Source organism: Vreelandella sp. V005 (assembly GCF_052645115.1).
Window position 1 is genome coordinate 104,976 of sequence record NZ_JBQXYA010000005.1, and the last position, 16,949, is coordinate 121,924.

A 16,949-nucleotide genomic window follows, 5' to 3' on the forward strand; every position below is an offset into this window, starting at 1 on the left:
TGACGTATAACGGAAGCCTTTTTGATATGAGCTGGTTAGATAAGATCGTACCCTCCATGGGTCGTATCCAGCGTAAAGACCGTCGCGCTAGCGTGCCCGACGGCCTCTGGCGTAAATGTCCCAAGTGCGAAGCGGTTCTCTATCTCCCTGAGTTAGAGAAACACAACAGCGTCTGCCCCAAGTGCGATCACCACTTGCGTTTGACGGCGCGTAAACGCTTGGACTGGTTCTTGGATAAAGCAGGGCGCGAAGAGATCGCAGCGGATATCGAACCCAATGATCGATTGAAGTTTCGCGACTCTAAAAAATACAAAGACCGTCTGACGGCCGCGCAGAAAGACACTGGCGAGAAAGACGCGCTGGTCGCTATGCGCGGTGAGTTGGACGGTCTGCCGGTAGTGGCGGTTGCCTTTGAATTCACCTTTATGGGCGGCTCGATGGGGGCAGTGGTCGGCGAGAAGTTCGTGCGTGCCGCGACACTCGCGCTGGAAGAGAATATCCCGCTGGTATGTTTTGCTGCCTCCGGTGGCGCACGCATGCAGGAGGCGCTTTTCTCGCTGATGCAGATGGCCAAGACCTCCGCTGCACTTGAAAAGCTCAAGCAAAATGGCGTGCCGTATATTTCGGTATTGACCGATCCTGTTTTTGGCGGTGTTTCGGCCTCGCTAGCCATGCTGGGTGATTTGAATATTGCCGAGCCCAATGCCTTGATTGGTTTTGCTGGCCCACGCGTCATCGAGCAAACGGTACGTGAAACCCTGCCCGAAGGTTTCCAGCGCAGCGAATTTCTACTTGAGCACGGCACGGTGGATATGATTGTTCATCGCCACGAAATGCGCGCCCGCATAGGTAGCGTGCTGCGCAAGCTGACCCATCACGATGCGACCCCGGTTAGCCCGCTTAGTAGCGATGAAATAGACGTTTCTGAACCCATCGTAGAAGAAGCTGTGCTCGCTGATACGGCGGAGGACTCCTTGGATAAAGAAGCGTCGGTCAAGCAAGAGACTGCAGCCCCTAAGAGTGACGACCATACACGTAATGCCTGATTCTTTGCAGCCTGACGCCTTGTCGCCATTATCGTTAAATCAATGGCTACAACATTTGGAAACGCTGCACCCGATCGGGATTGATATGGGCCTGGAGCGGGTGTCGCAAGTGGCAAGGCGTATGGGGCTGCTATCAAGCCTGATTGCCCCCCGCGTCATTACCGTCGCGGGCACCAATGGTAAGGGCTCGACCCTTGCCTTGATTGATAGCGTCGCCCGCGCCCACGGTTTACGCGTGGGTACCTATACGTCCCCGCATTTGTTGCGCTATAACGAGCGCGTCAGGATTGCTGGCCAAGAAGCCGACGATCAGTTGCTTGTGCATGGTTTTGAACAGGTTGAGCGTGCGCGCTTGCAAGCGCCAGAAATCAGTTTGACCTATTTTGAAGCAGGCACATTATGCGGGCTTTGGTGCTTGGCCAATGCAGAGCTCGATCTTGCGGTGCTTGAAGTGGGCCTTGGCGGTAGGCTCGATGCGGTCAATATCATCGATGCGGACGTGGCTATCGTCACCACCATTGCACAAGATCATGCCAACTTTCTGGGCAACGATTTAGCCCAAATTGGGCGCGAAAAGGCCGGTATCTTCCGCGCTGGAAAGCCTGCCGTGCTGGGCAGTCAAACCCTGCCGTCCAGTGTGGCAGAGTGTGCACAGTCGCTGGGAGCGCCTAGTTTTACCTTAGGGCAGCAGTTTGATCATCAAACGTTGGGTGAAGAGCACGCCATCTGGCGCTGGCACGGCCAGCGTAGTGATGGGGAGCACTTCAGTATTGATGAGCTTCCTGACCCTGGTCTGCCTATCGATAACGCGGCCACGGCCTTACAAGCGCTTGTACTGGCCAACATTAAGCTGATTCCCGCTCATGTGCGTAAGGGGCTTGCAACGGTGCAGTTGGCAGGCCGCTTACAGTGGATAGGGCAATGGTGCCTGGATGTGGGCCATAACCCACATGCGGCCGGGTACGTTGCGCATCATTTGCCTTCTCCGCCTAAAGAGGGGCGGCAGTGGGGCCTTATTGGTATGCTGAATGATAAGGATGTCGATGGTGTCATACAGGCTTTGTCGACCCATATCAGCGACTGGGTATGTGTCACGCTGACCGGCGAGCGAGGCTGCCAGGCAAGTGAATTATCGCAACGTATTATCGCGCAGGGAGGGCGGGTGCACTTTAGCGCAGAGTCGCCGAGTGCTGGCGTCGATTGGCTCGCGACGGTGCTAACGCCCAATGATCGTGTCTTGGCGACTGGGTCGTTTTTTACTGTGGCGGCACTGCTCGCTCGACCACTGCCAACAGGCGCCACGTCGCTTGATGGAGATGTAAATGAAATACGGTAAAACAGAACGCATTAGCGGTATTGTGATTTTGCTCGCGCTGCTGGCGATCTTTGTACCCTGGCTAATGAGTGACCCGGCACCGAGAGAAGAGCGCCCTCAGCCGAGTTTCGTCATTGAACAGCCAGTCGAAGCAGAGCGGCGTAACGTTCCCGCCCCGCAAAGGCCCTCGACGATTGACGAGCCTTCGACATCATCTACGCCGCGTAGCGAGAGTGATGATGACTTAATTCCCATTGATGCCAATCCACGCGCGCCAGAAACCGATCAAATCGCTGCTTCAAACCAGTCGCCTACCAGTGCAGAAGCCACGGGCACAAGTGAACCCGCCGAGGCCCCCGCAGCACCAGAGAGCGATCCTATCGCTGACTTGATTGCTACTAACAGCAGTACGCAAAGCAGCGCTGAAAGCACGCCGCAGCGAGAGCCTCAAAACACTTCAAGCCCTGCACCTACTGCTCAAGGTGAGTGGGCGGTTCAAGTGGGCAGTTTTGGCGAGCCGGGCAATGCACAACGTTTAAGCGAGCAGCTCTCGAGTGCGGGGTTTAGCGTTTATCAGCGTGAGCGTGACAATAATATGACCACTGTGTTTGTTGGCCCCTATGCGACGTCTGAAGACGGTGAGACCGCCATGTCGTCGATTAAAGAGCGTGCCAATGTTCAAGGTCTGCTTGTTCGAGTAAGAGACTAAACCATGGCGTTAACATGGATTGATGCCGTGTTCTTGGCCGTGCTAGCGCTATCGATGTTAGCTGGTTTTGTAAGAGGGTTTGTTCGCGAAGCGTTGGGGTTGGCTGCTTGGGTGGTCGCGTTAATGGTTGCCCGTGTGCTCGCCGAGCCAGTGGCTGACCTAATGAGCGGGTTCATCGAAAGTTTTGATGCGCGCCTAGTGCTCGCTTTCGTGTTGGTGATTTTTGCCGTCATTTTACTGTGTGGCATTGTGATTCGCTTGGTACACGCTGCCGTAGAGTGGGTCGGCATGGGCTTGCTGAATCGAGTAGTAGGGGCCGCTTTCGGTGTGGCACGTGGTGCGGTCATTTTGCTAGTCGCGACGGTGCTGATTACGTTTACGCCGTTGGCGGAGCTTCAGGCGTGGCAGCAAGCTGAGCTACGCCCCACGTTTATCCAACTGCGTGATTGGGCAGTGAGCCAGTTAAACCAGTGGGACCGCCAACTTCCAGAGGCGCCGTCGTCACTGCGTGACATTTCTTTGCCTGAGCTGCGTCTGCCCGGTGCGGCGGAGCGTGAAGTTATCCCGACAGGTGATTGACCTGTTACTGAAGTCGATTCTACGAACGTTTGAGCTTGCTTTAAGAGTTAGGTGAGCCATGGCATTAAGCGAGGTAACGTGAATGTGCGGTATAGTGGGCCTTCTGGGCAAACAAGCGGTAAATCAGGGAATCTACGATGCCCTGACCGTACTTCAGCATCGTGGCCAGGACGCTGCCGGCATGATGACATGGAGCGAGGGACGCTTCTTACTGCGCAAGAGTAACGGATTGGTGCGTGACGTTTTCCACACTCGTCATATGGCCCGCCTGAAAGGCAACCTAGGCATTGGACATGTACGTTACCCCACGGCAGGTTCTTCAAGTGAAGCTGAATCGCAGCCGTTCTATGTCAACTCACCTTACGGTATCGCGCTAGCGCATAACGGTAATTTGACCAACTCTGAGCAGTTGAAGCAGGAGCTGTTCTCTACCGATTTACGCCACATCAATACCAGTTCCGATTCAGAAGTGCTGCTTAACGTGTTTGCCCATGAGCTGGGTAAGCAAGGCCTTCATCTGGAAGCGGAAGACATTTTTGACGCTGTTCGTCGTGTTCACCGTCGCTGCAAAGGCGGTTATGCGGCTGTCGCCATCATCAACGGCTTCGGGATGGTGGCATTTCGTGATCCCTTCGGTATTCGCCCGGTGGTATTCGGTACTCGTGAAGAGGAAAACGGCCAGGCGGTCATGATCGCCTCTGAGTCCGTGGCATTGGATGTGGGTGGTTTTGAACTTGAACGCGACCTATCCCCCGGCGAAGCTATTTTTGTCGATATCGAAGGCAATATTCACACCCAGGTGTGTGCTGATCGCCCACAGCTTCGTTCGTGCATTTTTGAGCATGTCTATTTAGCGCGCCCTGATTCACTGCTGGACGGCGCCTATGTTTACGGTACCCGTATGCAGATGGGGCGGAAGCTTGGCGATCGCATCCTCAACGAATGGCCGGATCACGATATCGATGTGGTCATTCCTATTCCCGACACCTCGCGCACCTCGGCGCTTGAAATGGCGCAGCACCTTGGGGTGACCTATCGCGAAGGGTTCATGAAGAACCGCTATATCGGCCGTACCTTTATCATGCCGGGGCAAACCCAGCGGAAAAAATCGGTACGTCAAAAGCTTAACGCTATTGATGTTGAGTTCAAGGGTAAGAACGTGCTTCTGGTAGATGACTCCATCGTGCGCGGCACGACCTGTAAGCAGATCATTCAGATGGCGCGTGATGCCGGTGCCCGTAAGGTCTACTTTGCCTCGGCAGCGCCGCCAGTGCGTTTTCCGAACGTATATGGGATCGATATGCCCGCAGCCTCTGAGCTGATTGCGCACGGGCGAAGCGAAGCCGAAGTGGGGGATCTCATTGGCGCTGATCGTATCTTCTATCAAAACCTAGAAGATCTTAAAGCGGCCTGCCGTGAAGTGAATCCTGAAATGGAAGAGTTTGATTGTTCGGTGTTTGATGGCCAATACGTGACCGGCGATATCGACGACGCTTACTTGGCCGCCCTAGAAGCCAGCCGTAACGATTCTGCCAAGGATCAAAGCGCGGGTGACCATGCCCTGGTCGATATGCACAATCAGGACGATGACCTGGACGATTAGGAGAGAAGCCCGATGCAAGATGACAACCCTCAAGATGAGTGGTCATTAGAGACACTGGCAATCCGTGCAGGGCATCAACGCACGTTTGAGCAAGAGCACGCTGAACCTATCTTCCCGACCTCAAGCTTTGTCTATGAAAGCGCTGCAGAAGCGGCGCGCAAGTTCGGTGGGCAGGAGCCAGGCAATGTTTATTCACGCTTTACCAACCCGACGGTTCACACCTTTGAGCGTCGTTTAGCGGCGCTGGAGGGCGGTGAGCGCTGCGTCGCGACTAGCTCGGGCATGTCGGCTATCCTGTCCACTGCGCTGGCGCTGCTATCGGCGGGAGATGAAATTGTAGCCTCCCGCTCGCTGTTTGGGTCTACGGTCAGTCTGTTTGATAAGTACTTGGGTAAATTTGGCATTACCACGCGCTATGTAGAGCTTTCCAACATCTCCGCATGGGAAGCCGCCATTACCCCTAAGACTCGCCTGCTGTTTGCCGAAACGCCCTCGAATCCGCTTTCAGAAATTGCCGATATTCCGGCGCTAGCAGCACTGGCCAAACGCCACGAGGCACTGCTAGCGATTGATAATTGCTTTCTTACGCCTGCGCTACAGCAGCCGTTGGCATTAGGCGCCGATCTAGTGATTCATTCGGCCACCAAGTATCTAGATGGGCAGGGTCGTGCCATTGGCGGAGCCGTCGTGGGAAGCCACACGCTGCTTGAAGAAGTATTCGGCGTAGTGCGCACCTGTGGGCCTTGCTTAAGCCCTTTCAACGCTTGGATCTTCACCAAAGGCCTGGAAACCTTATCGCTGCGCATGAAAGCGCATTGCGACAATGCCTTGCTGCTTGCCCGCTGGTTGGATGCACACCCCGCGGTGAGCCGCGTGTTCTACAGCGGCTTGGAAGAGCACCCCCAGCATACGCTGGCCAAACAGCAGCAAAAGGGGTTTGGTGCGGTATTGGGCTTTGAAGTGAAGGAGGGGCAAGAGGGCGCCTGGCAGGTGATAGATGCCACCCGTATGCTGTCTATTACGGGAAATTTAGGCGATGTGAAAACGACCATTACCCACCCGGCGACGACCACTCACGGCCGCCTTTCGGAAGAGCAAAAAGCCGCCGCCGGCATTGCGCCGGGGCTCATTCGCGTGGCAGTAGGGTTAGAGAGCCAAGAAGACATTCAGCGTGACTTAGCGCGTGGGCTGGATGCATTGGCAGCGCGATAAAGCGCTACCTGCTGATCTAAATCAATCGTTAACGCTTTTCGTCGGCGTGCCTTCATAAAAATACCCCGCCCATTGAGTGCTGTTTTCAATTGGCGGGGTAGCTCCCCCATCATGACCTCTGCAATGAGGTGCCAATGGGACGGTTAGACACGTTTGGCCGGTGCGCCGTTGGCGGCATAGTAGTCCACACTTGCCCGCGGTAGCGGTGTTTGACCTTTAATGCGATCCGCGATCTTTTCCGCCAGCATAATGGTAGGTGCATTCAGGTTGCCGGTAGGAATCACCGGGAACAGCGAGGCGTCGACCACGCGCAACCCTTCGATACCATGCACGCGTCCCTCGCCGTCAGTAACGGCCATTTCACCTTCGCCCATGCGGCAGCTACCGCAAGGATGGTAAGCGGTTTCGGCATGATGTTTGACGAAGGTATCAAGTTCGGCATCGGACTGCACGTCAGGGCCGGGAGCTACCTCACGACCACGGTATTGATCAAACGCGGGCTGGGCGATGATGTCACGGGTGAGGCGGATGGCATCGCGGAACTCTTGCCAATCTTTCTCTTTGGCCATGTAATTGAACAAAATGCTGGGCGCAGCGTAAGGATCCTTTGATGTCAGGCGTATGCGACCACGGCTTTCCGAGCGCATAGAGCCCACATGGGCCTGGAAGCCGTGGGCTTCCACCGCGCTTTTGCCGTTATAGCTAATGGCGATGGGCAGGAAGTGGTACTGCAGATTGGGCCACTCCTCTTCATCGCGGCTGCGTATAAAGCCACAGGATTCAAATTGGTTGCTGGCGCCAACGCCGGTACCATTGAGCAGCCATTCGGCACCGATCTTGGGCTGGTTGTACCACTTCAAGGCCGGGTAGAGCGAGATGGGTTCTTTGCACTCGTATTGAATGTACATCTCCAGGTGATCCTGAAGGTTTTCACCGACGCCGGGCAGGGCGTGAATCGGCTCAATATCGAGTTCTTTCAGCAGTTCGGGGTTGCCAATGCCCGAGCGCTGAAGAATCTGCGGAGAGGCAATGGCGCCGCCGCACAACAGCACTTCGCGGCGAGCGTAGGCCTGCTGTTTTTCGCCTTTCTGCTCATAGCGAACGCCCACCGCACGCTTGCCTTCAAACTCGATCACGTCGGTAACGGCATGGGTTTCAATGGTCAGATTGTGGCGCTTTTTGGCGGTGTCCAAGTAGCCCCGGGCCGTGGATGCGCGGCGGCCTTTAGGGGTGACGAATCGGTCCATCGGCCCGAAGCCTTCCTGCTGGTAGCCGTTGACGTCTTCGGTTTCAGGATAGCCAGCCTGTTTACCGGCGTCGATAAAGATGCGATACAACGGGTTGTTATCCGCTTTTGGCGTGGTCACGCTGACCGGCCCTTCGCCACCGTGATAGCTGTTGGGCCCAATGTCACGGGTTTCGCACTTTTTGAAGTAGGGCAGGCAGCTTAAATAGTCCCAGTCTTCGAGACCGGGCTGTTTAGCCCAGTTGTCGTAATCAAGTGCATTGCCGCGAATGTAGCACATGCCATTAATCAGCGAGGAGCCACCGAGGCCTTTGCCACGGCCACACTCCATGCGTCGGCCATCCATATGCGGCTCTGGATCGGTTTCGAATGCCCAGTTGTAGCGTTTGCCCTGTAATGGGAAGGCGAGGGCGGCGGGCATTTGAGTGCGGAAATCGAAGCGATAGTCCGGCCCGCCCGCTTCTAGCAGCAGTACGCTGACGTTACTATCTTCGGTAAGGCGAGTCGCGAGCACATTGCCCGCCGAGCCTGCGCCGATAATGATGTAATCAAATTCGCGTGGTTGAGACATAGAGTCTCCTTAAGAAATCTTATTGAGTCGAGGAAGTGAGCCGGTAGGCATAAAAGCGAAGCGTCTTTTTCAGGGATAAAAAAGCCGAGCGCCCATGGATGGGTTCACAGCGTCTTCGTGTTATGCCTACCGGCGGAGCTTGGTGCTTAAAGTTAAAACACTGACTCAAACGGCCCCATCTCGATTTGAACTGACTTGGTCTGGGTGTAATGGTTTAGCGTCTCGATACCGTTCTCACGACCTATGCCCGACTCTTTATAGCCGCCTACCGGCATTTCTGAGGGGGACTCACCCCAGGTATTGATCCAGCAGATTCCGGCTTCCAATTGGTGAATGACGCGGTGAGCGCGATTGAGGCTCTCGCTGAAGACGCCTGCGGCTAGCCCATAGTGGGTGTCGTTGGCGCGGCGGATGACTTCGTCTTCGTCATCAAAGGCGAGTAGTGACATCACCGGGCCGAAAATCTCTTCGCGCACGATGAGCATGTCGTCAGTGCAGTCAGTGAAGACGGTGGGTGCCGCCCAGGCGCCCTCGGCAAAACTGCCGATGTTCCAATCGTCGCCACCCACGAGCAGGCGGGCACCTTGCTCTTTGCCCAAAGCAATATACGAAAGCACTTTCTCCTGGTGTTCAAAGCTAACCAACGGGCCAAAGTTGACGCTCGGGTCCATCGGGTCGCCAGCTTTGATGCGCTTGACGCGCTCCACCAATTTGGCTTCAAAGGCGTCTTTTACGCTGCGCTCAACAAAGACCCGCGTGCCGTTGGTGCAGATTTGGCCGCTGGAATAGAAGTTGGCCATCATCGCGGCATCGGCGGCGCGGTCAAGGTCGGCATCGGCGAACACCAGCAGCGGCGATTTGCCGCCTAGCTCCATGGTCACATCTTTTAGTGAAGAGCTGGCCGCGGCGGCCATGACTTTCTTGCCAGTGCCTGCTTCACCCGTGAACGATACCTTCGCGATACCCGGATGTTCGGTGAGCATGGCGCCCACGCGGCCATCGCCCTGTACCACGTTAAAGACACCGTTGGGCAGGCCGGCTTCGGTGAAGATTTCCGCCAGTTTCATCACGGTGAGTGGCGTGACTTCACTGGGCTTGAACACTACCGCGTTGCCTGCGGCCAGTGCCGGGGCGGCTTTCCAGCAGGCAATCTGAATGGGGTAGTTCCAGGCGCCAATGGCGCCAATCACGCCGAGCGGCTCGCGGCGAGTATAGACAAACGAACTATCACGCAAGGGAATCTGGCTGCCCTCAATGGCCGGCGCCAAACCAGCGTAGTACTCGAGTGCATCTGCACCAGTGACAATATCGACGCTAGCCGTTTCGCTGATGGGCTTGCCGGTATTACGGGTTTCAAGCTCGGCAAGCTCGTCATTGCGCTCTCTTAATAACGCCACAGCGCGTAATAGGATGCGTGAACGCTCCATGCCCGTCATGGCAGCCCATTCGCGCTGGCCGCGTTGAGCAGCTTCTATGGCCGTGTCTACGTCTGCTTGGCTTGCCTGGCCGATGGTGGCCAGCAGGCTGCCGTCATAAGGGTTGGTGACAGTGAAGGTTTCGCCTGATGTAGCGTTCACCTGGCGACCATCAATATAAAGTGGCTGTACGTCTAGAGCGGCCATGTCGGTCTCCATGAATTAAAAATTAACGTTAAATGTTGGATGCTTTCTTGGTGCATCCATGATGAGCAAACAGTTGGTCGAGATAGTTGTGCGCAAGATGGCGAGCTTCCACCGCGTTAAGGCCTTCAGGGGTCAAGGCACCGCGCAGCCATAGGCCATCAATCATGGCTGCCAAACCGCGGGCCGCATTACGTGCTTCGCCGTGGGGCATGACGCGTTTAAACTGGTGACATAAATTGCTGTAAAGACGGCGGTCATTGACGTTCTGCAATCGCTGCAGCATCGGTTTATGCATACTGCTGGCCCAGAAGGCTAACCATGTTTTTGCGGCAGGGCCGGTGACCTGGGTGCGATCAAAGTTGCCCTCGATAATGGCGCCGATATACGCACGCGGGGAGTCGTCTTCCAACGCATGGCGGCGCACTGCTACCGCCTCGGTCAGGTCGGTCAGAATTTGCCGCATCGTCGCCTCGAGCAGGCCGTCTTTACCGCCAAAATAGTGGCTGATAATACCTGCTGAAACCCCGGCATGACGTGCAATACGCATAACGGTTGCCTCGGCTAGGCCGACTTCGTCAATGGCTGCCATGGTCGCGTTGATCAACTGCTGGCGGCGTATCGGTTCCATTCCCACCTTTGGCACAGCGTCCTCCTAATCCGTTGAATGCTTACATGGGTTGATGCTTGAAACCCAAGCGCAAGCATGATTACCTAACCATGATGGCATTTTTTTATTGAACGTTCAATCAATAAAAAGGCGCCGATATTTACACCGGCTGCGACCACTGCCATCACCGAGTGTTCGCAGCAGACGTTTAAGGGGAACATCAACATGAGTAAATCATCTTCACGTTATGCAAGCGCTTTCTTGCTGGCAGCAGGTTTACCGGCCGTGGCGGTTGCAGATCAGTGCAGCAGTGTGCGTTTTGCCGAAGTAGGTTGGACCGATATCACCGCGACAACCGCACTGGCCAGTGAAGTGCTTGAAGGGCTTGGTTACGAGCCAAGCGTGGATACGGTTTCTGTGCCGATTGCCTATGCCGGTATGCGCAATAATGATTTTGATGTCTTCCTGGGGAACTGGATGCCTTCGATGGCTTCCATCAGCGATCCCTATATCGAGCGTGGTGAGGTTGAGCGCTTGGTCGCTAACCTGGAAGGGGCCAAGTACACCCTGGCAGTGCCGCAATATGTTTACGACGCAGGCGTAACCTCGGTGAATGATTTGGCGGAGCATGCCGATCAATTCGAGCGCAGCGTACATGGCATTGAGGCAGGCAATGATGGTAATGAGCTGATCGAGCAAATGATTGACGACGACGCTTATGGCCTGGGCGATTGGCAAGTCATCGATTCCAGCGAGGCGGGAATGCTGGCAGAGTTGAGTGCCCGGGTGCCCAACGAGCAGTGGATGGTGTTTTTGGGCTGGGAGCCGCACCCCATGAACTCCAACTTCGATATGGCCTACTTATCCGATGCCGATGACTATTTCGGCCCGGACTTAGGTGGCGCCACGGTGCACACCAATACCCGCGCCGGCTTCGTCGAAGAGTGTCCGAATGTGGGCGAACTACTGCGTAACATGACGTTCACGCTAGAAATGGAAAACGAGCTGATGAGCGCCATCATGGATGACGGTGAAGATCCCCGTGATGCTGCGCGCACTTACTTGAAGGCCAATGATGACGTCTTGGGCGAGTGGTTAGACGGCGTGACCACGCGTGACGGCGAATCCGGTATTGAAGCGGTACGTGCTGCTATCCAATAAAGTCGCTTAGGCGCGAAAGGCAAGCCGGATTCCGGCTTGCCTTTCGTTATTAAGATAGGCATAATCTGCACCCGTTGATGAGGGAAAGGCTACGTAGCTCAGCTGGTTAGAGCACATCACTCATAATGATGGGGTCCCCTGTTCAAATCAGGGCGTAGCCACCACATCAGCATTAGCACACTTACTTATCAACCGAGTGTGCCGTTATGGTGGCCCCTTAGGTCCTCCCGCAACGCTAAACTGCGAACCCCGCCAGGCCCGGAAGGGAGCAACGGTAGTGGTGGCTGCGTGTGCCGGGATGTGGCTTTTGGGGCCGCCTCCATTTTTGCTAAGCAATTGAAAGAGCTTGGAAATTTCGCCTTCTGCGTCTAAGTGATACAGATTGGTGGTACAAATGAGCTCACCCTACCTATTAAAATCTCGCAATGGCATATACTACTTTCGTTTAGTTATTCCTGTCCCGCTTCGGGTAGCCATTGGGAAGACGACGACGTCGCCCCGATAGGGCCTTTGTAGCCATATTGAATAGAGACATGACCCGCAGCCAGATTGACCAAGAACGAGGGCACGGTAAAAGTAGATAGGCGACGTGCGCTCGGGTATCAGTCGTGCGAGCGGCATCTGCAATGGCTGGAAAGCCACCCACCCCGGATGCAATCACCGTTGCGGCGCGTTCTTGCTGTTGGGCTTGCTTGGGATGCCATCCTGCTTAAGTAACGGCTTCCTCCTCTGCTGCCAGCGCAAGCAGCATAAAGCGATCTATTTTGCGCTGATCCTTAACCGGGGCAAAACTATCGGCATTGAATCCCGCCTCTGGATCTTCCGGGTGATCGGGAATAACCCCGGCAATTTTGACCGCCAGACCATCCATCATGGTTTCAGGCAGCCGTCTAATGCCTGACTGGCCATTCAAAAGCCTTGACCATCTAGCTTCTACTCCAATCGCTAAAGGGGAAACCAGCCCAATCCAGTCACAACAACTCTCCGCATTTTTAGCTTCTTATTAGAAATATCTAATTATTGGATTGGCCCTACATAACAGGGTTCACTACACCTTTAGAAGCGGTATTTCCACCCCTAGGTGTCGGCTTGATCTTGAACCAGATGGCATACATCGCCGGCAAGAACACCAGCGTTAGAACTGTCCCGGCGAAGGTGCCACCGATCAGGGTGTAGGCCAGCGTTCCCCAGAACACCGATTGGGTGAGGGGGATGAACGCTAGAATGGCGGCGAGCGCGGTCAGGATGACCGGCCGAGCACGCTGCACGGTGGCCTCGACCACGGCGTCAAAGGGTGCGAGTCCTGCCTTCGCATTGTCATGAATCTGTCCTATCAGGATAAGGGTGTTGCGCATCAGGATACCTGCTAGCGCAATCAGGCCGACGAGCGCATTGATGCCGAATGGCTGGTTGAACACCAGCAAGGTAGGCACCACGCCGATGAGGCCCATCGGTGCGGTGGCGAACACCATCGTCATCGCTGAGATCGAGCGAACCTGAAAGATGATCGTGATCAGCGTCAGCGCGATCATAATGGGGAAGACCGGTAGCAGGGCGCTATTGGCCTTGCCGGATTCCTCGATGGAACCGCCCATCTCTATCCGGTAGCCCGCCGGCAGTTCGGCGATGATCGGCTGAAGTTCTTCCCAAATGGCTTTGGACACGTCGGGCGGCTGCAAGTCTTCCGCTATATCACCACGTACGGTGATCGTCGGCGTGCGGTCAATGCGGCGCAGAATGGGGTCTTCCATGTGAACTTCCACCGTGCCGACCTGCGATAGCGGAATCCGCTGACCGGATGTGCCTGTCAGAGTGAAATCTTGAATTTTGCTTGGATCAAGTCTTGTACTGCCGGCCGAGCGGGCCACGACCTGAACGGAACGGATATCTTCACGCACCTCGGCAATAGGGATGCCACTCAATAGGAACTGTAGCTGTTGGGCTGCATCACTTGAGGTCAAGCCGAAGCTTTGCAGCCGATCCTGAACAAGCGAGAATCGCAGCGTGGGTATGCGCTCGCCCCAATCGGTATTGACCGTTCGCATCTTAGGAGAAGTCTGCATGACGGCACGCACCTGGGCCGCGATGTCGCGCAATTCATCGGGCTCCGGCCCCATCACGCGGAAGGCCACGGGGAAGGGGGAAGGTGGGCCGAACACCAGCTGGGTCACCCGCACTCGCGCCTCCGGTGCCAGGCCATCGGCCACCGCCTGACGTAGCCTAAGCTTGAGCGCCTCACGCGCCGCCTGGTCATCCGTCAGGACGACGATCTTGGCGAAAGAGGGATTAGGCATCTCCGGTGACATGGCGAGATAAAAGCGCGGCGCGCCCTGGCCGATGTAGGACGTCACGATGCTGGCTTCTTCTTGCTCCTCCAGCCAGGCCTCGACTTTGGCGGTCGCCTCACTCGTCTGCTCGATCGAGGTGCCATACGGCATCTGTACTTCGATCAGTACCTCGGGCCGGTCAGACGTCGGAAAGAACTGTTTGTTGACCACGCCCATGCCTACGATCGCGAGGATGAAGGTTCCGACCACGAACGCCGCCACCAGCCATTTGCGGCAGATCACCGAGCCCAGCAACCGGCGGAAACGCTCGTAGTTCGGCGTCGCGTAGATTGCCCCGTGGCCGCCCTCGCGCTTCTTGAAATCCGGTAGCAGCTTCACCCCCAAGTAAGGTGTAAACACCACGGCGACGATCCACGACGTGATCAACGCAATGCCGACGATCCAGAACATGTTGCTGGTGTACTCGCCAGCGGTGGACTTGGCGAAACCGTTCGGCATGAAACCGATGGCCGTCACCAGGGTGCCGGAGAGCATGGGTGCGGCGGTGTGACTCCACGCATAAGCCGCGGCACGTACACGGTCGTAGCCTTCCTCCATCTTCACCACCATCATCTCAATGGCGATGATCGCATCGTCGACCAGGAGCCCCAGTGCCAGGATCAACGAACCGAGAGTGATGCGGTCGAAGGCCATGCCGGAAGCTGCCATAACGATAAAAACGGCGGCCAGGGTCAGGGGAACTGCCGCCGAAACCACGATGCCGGCACGCCACCCCATGCTGATGAAACCGACCAACATCACCACGCCGAGGGCGGCGAAGAACTTGAGCATGAACTCGTCAACGGCCGAGCTGATATTAACCGACTGGTCTGTGACCTTGGTTAGACTCATGCCAAGCGGCATCTCGGCGTTGATAGCCTCTGCCTCCTCTTCCAGTGCCTCGCCGAGGTTGAGGCCATTCCATCCCTCGCGCATGACCACACCGAGCAGCAAGGTGGGTTCGCCGTTGTTGCGAATAAGGAAGGTAGTGGGATCCTCGTAGCCCCGCTTCACCTCGGCGATGTCGCCGAGCTTTAGTGTATGGCCCTGCGCGACGACGGGCGTATTGCGGATCGCTTCAAGGTCGTCGATCGCCCCGTCCAGCCGGATGAAGACCTGGGGGCCCTGGGTGTCAATTGAGCCGGCGGGCGTCACGACATTACGCTCATTCAGTGCCGCGAAGAGGGCTTGCGGAGAGATGCCAAGCGTGGCGAGACGATCATGGGAGAACTCGACAAAGATCCTTTCGGACTGCTCGCCGATGATATTCACCTTCTTGACGCCCGGTACGTGAAGCAAGCGCTGGCGCAGGCTCTCAGCCTCGCGGATGAGATGCCGGTGAGGCTCGCCCTCTGCCTTCAGCGCATAGAGTGCAAAGGTCACATCGGCGTATTCGTCGTTCACCATGGGGCCAATGACGCCACTGGGCAGACTGCTGGCCTCGTCGCCAATTTTCTTACGCGCCTGATAGAATTGCTCGGCGACTTCGTCGGGCGGCGTGCTATCGAGCAGATACACCGTGGTGAAGGCTAGGCCCGGACGCGTAAAGGTTTCGGTACGGTCATACCAGCCCAGTTCCTGCATGCGTTTTTCTAGCGGCTCAGCGACCAGTTCCTCCATTTCCTGGGCCGTAGCACCGGGCCAGGCCGTGGTCACGGTCATCTGCTTGATGGTAAAAGCGGGATCCTCCGCCCGGCCCAGCGTTAGGAAGGCCATAATGCCGGCGATGAAGATCACCACCATCAGAAACAGGGTGACCGAGCGCTCGCGTACTGCGAGTGCTGAGAGGTTGAAGGCACTCATGGCTGTTCTCCACGATTGGCGGTCAAGCCCGTGGTAACCGAGCGTTCATCTAACCGCACTTGCTCGCCCTCGTGGAGTAAGTGCACGCCGAGCGCGACAACGCGATCGCCGGCTTCAAGGTCGCCAACGACCGACGCCGTTTCATCGCTGAGGCCAGTCACCTGTACGGCCAGCCAAGTGACTTGGGGCGTCTCTCCTTCGATCAGCCCTTCGATCAGCCATACGCCGGGCCCTTTACCTGGATCGAAGAGGGCGCCTATCGGTACCTGCAATAATGCTGAAGCGGAAGGATCGACCTGGATGCCGACGGAAACGGTCGAGCCCAGTGGTGCATCGGCAAGATTGCCTTCCAACACATAGCGGGCTTCGAAGGTTCGCGTCAGAGGATTGGCGGCATCCGACAACTGGCGAAGCGTGGCTGCGCCCGTGAGTCCGTTGCCATAGAGGGCTGCACGGCCTGTGGAACCGACCGCTGGGCGCAGCGTTTCGGGGAGGTCGATGAGTGCCTCGCGGGGCCCCGCATGGGCCACCCGCACCACGGGTTGACCAGCAGCAACGACTTGGCCGGTTTCTGCCAACGTTTCCACTACCACTCCGTCTGCATCAGCGAGAAGCACGGCATAGTCGGTTTCATTGCGAGCAACGTCTGCCCGAGCCTCGGCTGCCGTGAGGTCCGCCCGAGCCGACTCGGCGGCTGCCTGGGCGCTGTCGTAGGCTGAAGCTGACACAGCGCCTCGAGAGACCAGGTCACGGTATCGCGCCTCGTCATCTGTGGTTTGACGCGCGCGTGCTCTGGCGGCAGCCACGGTTTCCTCTTGGGCGCGAGCGGCGAGTTCCAGATCCGTGGGGTCGATGCGCATGAGTGGCTGGCCGCGCTCGACGGCCTGACCTGTATCGACCAAACGCTCCTGTATCTTGCCCGGTACGCGAAAGCCGAGATCGCTCTGCACCCGTGCGGCAACAGTACCGGTAAATGAACGCTCGGCCTTTCTATCGGCCTCCACCTCCGCCACCCGCACATAGGGGGTCTGCGTGCGCGGGTCGCTTAAAGAGCTGTTGTCACTGCAAGCCGCCAGAGCGAAGGGCAGCAGACCGACGAAGACGAGGGAATGAATATTACGGCGCTGCAGCATGGCGACCTCCAGTGA

General features: G+C 56.7%; 13 protein-coding genes, 1 tRNA gene and 1 other RNA gene. 9 read left to right on the plus strand and 6 right to left on the minus strand.

What is annotated here, in order from left to right; translation table 11 throughout:
* Positions 1 to 26: 26 nt before the first annotated feature.
* From accD to ACUN8H_RS13095, 6 genes are all read left to right on the plus strand, one after another.
* Positions 27 to 1,046, plus strand: a complete 1,020-nt coding sequence (gene accD / locus ACUN8H_RS13070) for an acetyl-CoA carboxylase, carboxyltransferase subunit beta (protein WP_445532518.1) — start codon at positions 27 to 29, stop codon at positions 1,044 to 1,046.
* Positions 1,039 to 2,382 (plus strand): bifunctional tetrahydrofolate synthase/dihydrofolate synthase, encoded by a 1,344-nt coding sequence (gene folC, locus ACUN8H_RS13075; protein WP_445532519.1) that lies wholly within the window; start codon positions 1,039 to 1,041, stop codon positions 2,380 to 2,382. Before accD ends, folC begins: the two co-directional genes overlap by 8 nt.
* The gene (locus ACUN8H_RS13080; protein WP_445532520.1) at positions 2,369 to 3,070 is read left to right on the plus strand and encodes an SPOR domain-containing protein; all 702 of its coding nucleotides are present in this window, start codon (positions 2,369 to 2,371) and stop codon (positions 3,068 to 3,070) included. The genes folC and ACUN8H_RS13080 overlap by 14 nt, the downstream gene beginning before the upstream one ends.
* A gap of 3 nt (positions 3,071 to 3,073) precedes the next feature.
* Positions 3,074 to 3,649 carry a CvpA family protein gene (locus tag ACUN8H_RS13085; RefSeq protein ID WP_445532521.1) on the plus strand — a complete coding sequence of 192 codons (576 nt, stop codon included), beginning with the start codon at positions 3,074 to 3,076 and terminating at the stop codon, positions 3,647 to 3,649.
* An 82-nt stretch (positions 3,650 to 3,731) separates the two neighbouring features.
* Positions 3,732 to 5,252 carry an amidophosphoribosyltransferase gene (gene purF / locus ACUN8H_RS13090; protein WP_290697881.1) on the plus strand — a complete coding sequence of 507 codons (1,521 nt, stop codon included), beginning with the start codon at positions 3,732 to 3,734 and terminating at the stop codon, positions 5,250 to 5,252.
* A gap of 12 nt (positions 5,253 to 5,264) precedes the next feature.
* Positions 5,265 to 6,464, plus strand: coding sequence for an O-succinylhomoserine sulfhydrylase (locus ACUN8H_RS13095; protein WP_445532522.1), 1,200 nt, complete (start codon positions 5,265 to 5,267; stop codon positions 6,462 to 6,464).
* 143 nt (positions 6,465 to 6,607) lie between these two features.
* On the opposite strand, the gene betA is transcribed toward ACUN8H_RS13095, so the two are convergent.
* The 3 genes from betA to betI form a co-directional block, all read right to left on the minus strand.
* The gene (betA, locus tag ACUN8H_RS13100; RefSeq protein WP_445532523.1) at positions 6,608 to 8,281 is read right to left on the minus strand and encodes a choline dehydrogenase; all 1,674 of its coding nucleotides are present in this window, start codon (positions 8,279 to 8,281) and stop codon (positions 6,608 to 6,610) included.
* Positions 8,282 to 8,433: 152 nt separating this feature from the next.
* On the minus strand, positions 8,434 to 9,903 hold the full coding sequence (betB, locus tag ACUN8H_RS13105) for a betaine-aldehyde dehydrogenase (RefSeq protein ID WP_445532524.1): 1,470 nt from the start codon (positions 9,901 to 9,903) through the stop codon (positions 8,434 to 8,436).
* A 28-nt stretch (positions 9,904 to 9,931) separates the two neighbouring features.
* Positions 9,932 to 10,546: a transcriptional regulator BetI gene (gene betI / locus ACUN8H_RS13110; protein ID WP_445532525.1), complete on the minus strand. Its 615-nt coding sequence runs from the start codon at positions 10,544 to 10,546 to the stop codon at positions 9,932 to 9,934.
* Positions 10,547 to 10,735: 189 nt separating this feature from the next.
* Between betI and ACUN8H_RS13115 the strand changes: the two genes are divergently transcribed.
* The 3 genes from ACUN8H_RS13115 (at position 10,736) to ffs (ending at position 11,984) form a co-directional block, all read left to right on the plus strand.
* The gene (locus ACUN8H_RS13115) at positions 10,736 to 11,671 is read left to right on the plus strand and encodes a choline ABC transporter substrate-binding protein (RefSeq protein ID WP_445532526.1); all 936 of its coding nucleotides are present in this window, start codon (positions 10,736 to 10,738) and stop codon (positions 11,669 to 11,671) included.
* An 87-nt stretch (positions 11,672 to 11,758) separates the two neighbouring features.
* Positions 11,759 to 11,835, plus strand: a tRNA-Met gene (locus tag ACUN8H_RS13120).
* 52 nt (positions 11,836 to 11,887) lie between these two features.
* Positions 11,888 to 11,984: signal recognition particle sRNA small type (gene ffs / locus ACUN8H_RS13125), an RNA gene on the plus strand.
* Between the two features lie 396 nt (positions 11,985 to 12,380).
* Here ffs and ACUN8H_RS13130 read toward each other — a convergent pair.
* The 3 genes from ACUN8H_RS13130 to ACUN8H_RS13140 all read right to left on the minus strand — a co-directional run bounded on the left by ACUN8H_RS13130 (position 12,381) and on the right by ACUN8H_RS13140 (position 16,934).
* The gene (locus ACUN8H_RS13130) at positions 12,381 to 12,638 is read right to left on the minus strand and encodes a beta-ketoacyl synthase N-terminal-like domain-containing protein (RefSeq protein ID WP_445532621.1); all 258 of its coding nucleotides are present in this window, start codon (positions 12,636 to 12,638) and stop codon (positions 12,381 to 12,383) included.
* Between the two features lie 64 nt (positions 12,639 to 12,702).
* Positions 12,703 to 15,801 (minus strand): efflux RND transporter permease subunit, encoded by a 3,099-nt coding sequence (locus tag ACUN8H_RS13135; protein ID WP_445532527.1) that lies wholly within the window; start codon positions 15,799 to 15,801, stop codon positions 12,703 to 12,705.
* Positions 15,798 to 16,934, minus strand: a complete 1,137-nt coding sequence (locus tag ACUN8H_RS13140; RefSeq protein WP_445532528.1) for an efflux RND transporter periplasmic adaptor subunit — start codon at positions 16,932 to 16,934, stop codon at positions 15,798 to 15,800. Before ACUN8H_RS13140 ends, ACUN8H_RS13135 begins: the two co-directional genes overlap by 4 nt.
* Between the last annotated feature and the right edge of the window lie 15 nt (positions 16,935 to 16,949).